This window comes from Ruminococcus sp., from assembly GCF_045129435.1.
Classification (GTDB): domain Bacteria; phylum Bacillota; class Clostridia; order Oscillospirales; family Acutalibacteraceae; genus Ruminococcoides.
In genome coordinates, this window is sequence record NZ_JBGVJL010000148.1 from 1 (window position 1) to 4,767 (window position 4,767).

The 4,767-nt window shown below is 41.9% G+C and carries 2 protein-coding genes; both read left to right on the forward strand.

The genetic code is table 11. From position 1 onward, the window contains the following. Positions 1 to 610, forward strand: a 610-nt coding sequence (locus ACJMMI_RS07105) for a flavodoxin/ferredoxin-dependent (E)-4-hydroxy-3-methylbut-2-enyl-diphosphate synthase (protein WP_405354553.1), incomplete at its 5' end; no start/stop codon positions are given. Between the two features lie 15 nt (positions 611 to 625). After that, a partial coding sequence (locus ACJMMI_RS07110) for a PolC-type DNA polymerase III (RefSeq protein WP_405354557.1) occupies positions 626 to 4,767 on the forward strand: 4,142 nt, incomplete at its 3' end.

Genomic DNA, 4,767 nt, shown 5'->3' on the forward strand with positions numbered 1-4,767 from the left:
ACCGCAGGCACTTTGCGACAGTGCTTTATATCACGCTTCTTTGCTTGAAAAATTCGATTTCAACGACATTGTTCTTTCTATGAAAAGTTCAACCGTTCCGTTTATGGTTAAAGCTTATGAGCTTGCAAACGAACAGTGTGATTATCCGCTTCACCTTGGTGTTACCGAGGCGGGTACAGAGCGAATGGGTATTATTAAATCCGCTGCCGGAATCGGCTCACTCTTACTTCACGGCATTGGCGACACAATCAGAGTTTCTCTCACCGCAGACCCGGTCAAAGAAATTTATGCGGCTAATGATATTCTCAAGGCACTCGGCTTAAAGAAAAGCGGTGTGCAGTTTGTATCCTGTCCAACCTGTGGCAGAACAAGAATTAACCTTGTAAAAATCGCAGGCGAGGTTGAAAATCGCCTCAAGGACTGCAAAAAGAATATTAAGGTTGCTGTTATGGGCTGTGTAGTAAACGGTCCCGGTGAAGCAAGAGAAGCAGACATTGGCATTGCCGGAGGCGACGGCTGCGGTCTTGTATTCAAGAAAGGTGAAGTAATCAGAAAAGTTCCCGAAGAGCAGCTTGTTGACGCTCTTATGGAAGAAATTGAAAAATTATAATTCTTAAGGAAGTATATGAAAACACTTGGCGAAGTTTTTAATCCGTATCTTGCGGATAAACCGCTCGCTGATGATATTTCGTCAGCAGAGCTTTTAAAACTGAATATTAACAGCAATAATCGCTCAATCACAATGACCGCCAAATTTGGTGGTCTTGTGTTGAGGGATAGTATTTTTACTGCCGAAAAACAAATTTCTAAATCAGAATTAAACCTTGGTTCGGTAAGAATTAATCCTATTTATGATTCAAAGCTTTTTTCAGCAGATTATTTTCCTGAGCTGTATAAGGCGGTTAAGCGTGACATTCCAAGCATAAACGGCACACTTAACAACGCATTCGTTACCTATGAGGAAGGTAATTTGCAAATCACACTTAACAACGGCGGCAAAAGCCTTTTAGATGCAAAGGGCTTTGACAAGGCACTCAAAAAGCTTATAAAAGAGGAATTTTCTCTTGAAATAAATATAATCTACACAGGCACTCTTGAAATTGACGGACAGAGTGAAGAATATGTGCAGGCTATGAAGAATGCCGCAGAAAAGATTGAAAGACAAAAGCTTGAAGAAGTTGTTGAAAACACAGCAAGCAACGAAGCGGTTACAAAAGCGGTTAAAGAAAAGCGTACTGCTGACTCTGTACAGGAAATTGAAGTAAGAGAGGGCAAGTTCCTTTTGCCACAAATCGTAGAATCCTCAATCAGACCGTTTTACGGCAGAGCTATAAGAGGAAAAATCTCACCAATCAGCACCATTGTTGCCGATACAGGCAAAATTCTCGTATGGGGCGACATTTTTGATATTGAAAAAAAGGTCACAAAATCAGGTGACAAAAATATATTTGTAATTGATATAACCGATTATTCCGGTTCAACATCTGTAAAGGTGTTTGGCACAATCAAAGATACCGCTATACTTGACAACCTAAAAAAGGGCGACACTATTGTCGTTCAGGGCGATGTTGAATATGACCGCTATGCAGGCGAGCTTATGCTCATTGCAAGGTCAATCGGTACTGCAAGTAAGGTCAAGGTTGTAGATAAAGCAGAAGAAAAGCGTGTTGAACTGCATTTGCATACAAATATGTCGCAGATGGACGCTGTTACCTCAGCCGGTGACCTTGTAAAAAGAGCCGCTGAATGGGGACATCCGGCGGTAGCAATCACCGACCATGGTGTTGCTCAGGCTTTCCCTGATGCTATGAAAGCTGCTGATAAAATCAACAAAGACGGCGAAAAAATTAAGGTTATTTACGGCACAGAGGCTTACTTTATGGATGACCTTGTAGAGTCCGTTGTCGGCGAAAGTGAAGAGCCGTTAAACGGTACCTTTATCTGCTTTGATATAGAAACCACAGGTCTTTCCGCAAACAGAGATAAGATTACTGAAATTGGTGCGGTAAAGGTTGTAAACGGTGAAATTACCAATACTTTCTCAACCTTTGCAAATCCGGGTATGCCTATTCCGCCTAAAATCACTCAGCTTACCGGCATTACCGATGCTATGGTAAAGGACGCACCATCTCAGAGCGAGGCGGTTTCCGCATTTCTTGAATTTGCAGGCGACAGCGTTCTTGTTGCTCATAACGCTCCGTTCGATACCTCGTTCATACGCAAGGCTTGTGAAAATATGAACAGGGAATACAACTATTCTTCTATTGACACGGTTGCTATTTCAAGAGCAATTCTCACAGACATCAAAAACTGCAAGCTTGACACAGTTGCAAAATATCTAAGACTCGGCGACTTTAATCATCATCGTGCTACTGACGATGCCGAAATGCTTGCAAGAATTTTTATAAATCTTTGCACCCGTCTTAAAGATGACTACAACATTACAAAAACAAATGAAATCAACACTCAGATTGCGGGCGGTGGTGATTTTAAAAAATTACCTACCTATCACCAAATAATTCTTGTAAAGAATTTAGCCGGACTTAAAAATCTGTATAAATTAATTTCATTTGCTCATCTCACATATTTTTATAAAAAGCCGAGAATCCCTAAAAGTGAGCTTATTAAGCACAGAGACGGACTTATTATCGGCTCGGCTTGCTGTGCGGGTCAGCTGTATCAGGCAATCCTTACAGGTAAGCCATGGCCTGAAATAAAGGCTATAGCATCTTTTTATGATTACCTTGAAATTCAGCCTGCCGGCAACAACAGTTTTATGCTTCGTGACGGCACTTTTGCAAGTGTTGAAGAACTTCACGAAATTGACAAAACAATAGTTAAGCTTGGTAAAGAGCTTGGCAAGCCTGTATGTGCAACCTGCGATGTCCATTTTATGGATCCGAAAGATGCAGATTACAGAAAAATTCTTATGGCAGGTCAGGGATTTAAAGACGCAGAAGATCAAGCTCCTCTTTATCTCAGAACCACTGCTGAAATGCTCAAGGAATTTGAGTATCTCGGCAAAGAAAAAGCATATGAAGTGGTTGTTACAAATCCTCGTAAGATTGCTGAAATGTGCGAATCTATAAGACCTATTCCAAAGGGCACATTCCCGCCAAACATTGAAGGTGCTGAGGAAGAACTTGTTTCCATCACATGGGAGAGAGCAAAGGCAAAATACGGCGACCCACTTCCTGAAATTGTTAAGGCAAGACTTGACAAGGAGCTTAATTCAATCACAACCTACGGCTTCTCCGTACTTTATATGACAGCTCAAAAGCTTGTTGCCGACAGTGAGGCACATGGCTACTTAGTTGGTTCCAGAGGTTCTGTAGGTTCATCATTCGTAGCTACAATGTCGGGTATTTCTGAGGTAAATCCTCTTTGCCCTCATTACATTTGTCCAAAATGCAAGCACAGCGAATTTATTACAGACGGCAGCTATGGCTCAGGTTTTGATATGCCTCCAAAGAACTGCCCCGAATGTGGTACTCTTATGGATCAGGACGGACACGAAATTCCGTTTGAAACCTTCCTTGGATTCAAGGGCGATAAAGTACCTGATATTGACCTTAACTTCAGCGGTGAGTATCAATCAAAGTCACATAGATACACAGAAGAACTCTTCGGTAAAAACAATGTGTTCAAGGCAGGTACAATTTCTACCGTTGCCGAAAAAACCGCAATCGGCTATGTTAAAGGCTACGCAAATGACAAGGGTATGATTTTGCATAAGGCTGAAATAAAACGACTTGCACTTGGCTGTACAGGCGTTAAACGTACAACAGGTCAGCACCCGGGCGGTATGGTTGTTGTGCCTAGAACAAGCGAGGTTTACGATTTCTGCCCTGTTCAACACCCTGCAAACGATATGAAGTCGGATAACATTACCACTCACTTCGACTTCCATTCAATTCACGATACTATTACAAAGCTTGATGAGCTCGGACACGATGTTCCGACCATTTATCACTACCTTGAGCTATACACAGGTATTCCTGTTATGAAGGTATCAATGAGCGACCCTGAGGTTATGAGCCTGTTTACCTCTACAAAGGCATTGGGCGTAACACCTGAGGATATTGGCTCAGAAACCGGTACATTCAGCCTGCCTGAGTGCGGTACATCGTTTGTACGAGGAATGCTTGTAGAGGCAAAGCCTAAAACCTTTACAGACCTTTTGCAGATTGCCGGTCTGTCACATGGTACCGGCGTATGGCTTGGCAATGCTCAGGAGCTTATTCATAATAAAACTTGCGATATTTCAAGCGTTATCGGTACGCGAGATTCCATTATGACCTATCTTATGCACAAAGGACTTGAGCCGGGTATGGCATTTAAGATAATGGAAATTGTCCGTAAGGGTAATGCAACAAAACTTCTTACAGAAGAACATTTTAAAGCAATGCGAGATAACAATGTGCCTGAGTGGTACATTGACTCTTGTATGAAAATTCAGTATATGTTCCCTAAGGCTCATGCTGCTGCATATATGATTTCTACTCTGCGACTTGGTTGGTATAAGGTGCATAAACCTGTTGAATACTATGCCGCATACTTTACAGTACGCTCCGAAAACCTTGACGGCGTTGTGCTTATGCAGGGTCATCAGGCAGTTAAAAACAGAATGAATCTTATAAAGCAAAAGCAAAGTGCTCACGAAGCTTCTGCAAAAGAAGAGCAGGAGTATGCTACACTTCAAATTGTAAATGAAATGCTTGCAAGAAAAATTGAGGTTCTTCCTGTTGATATTTATAAATCCGAGGC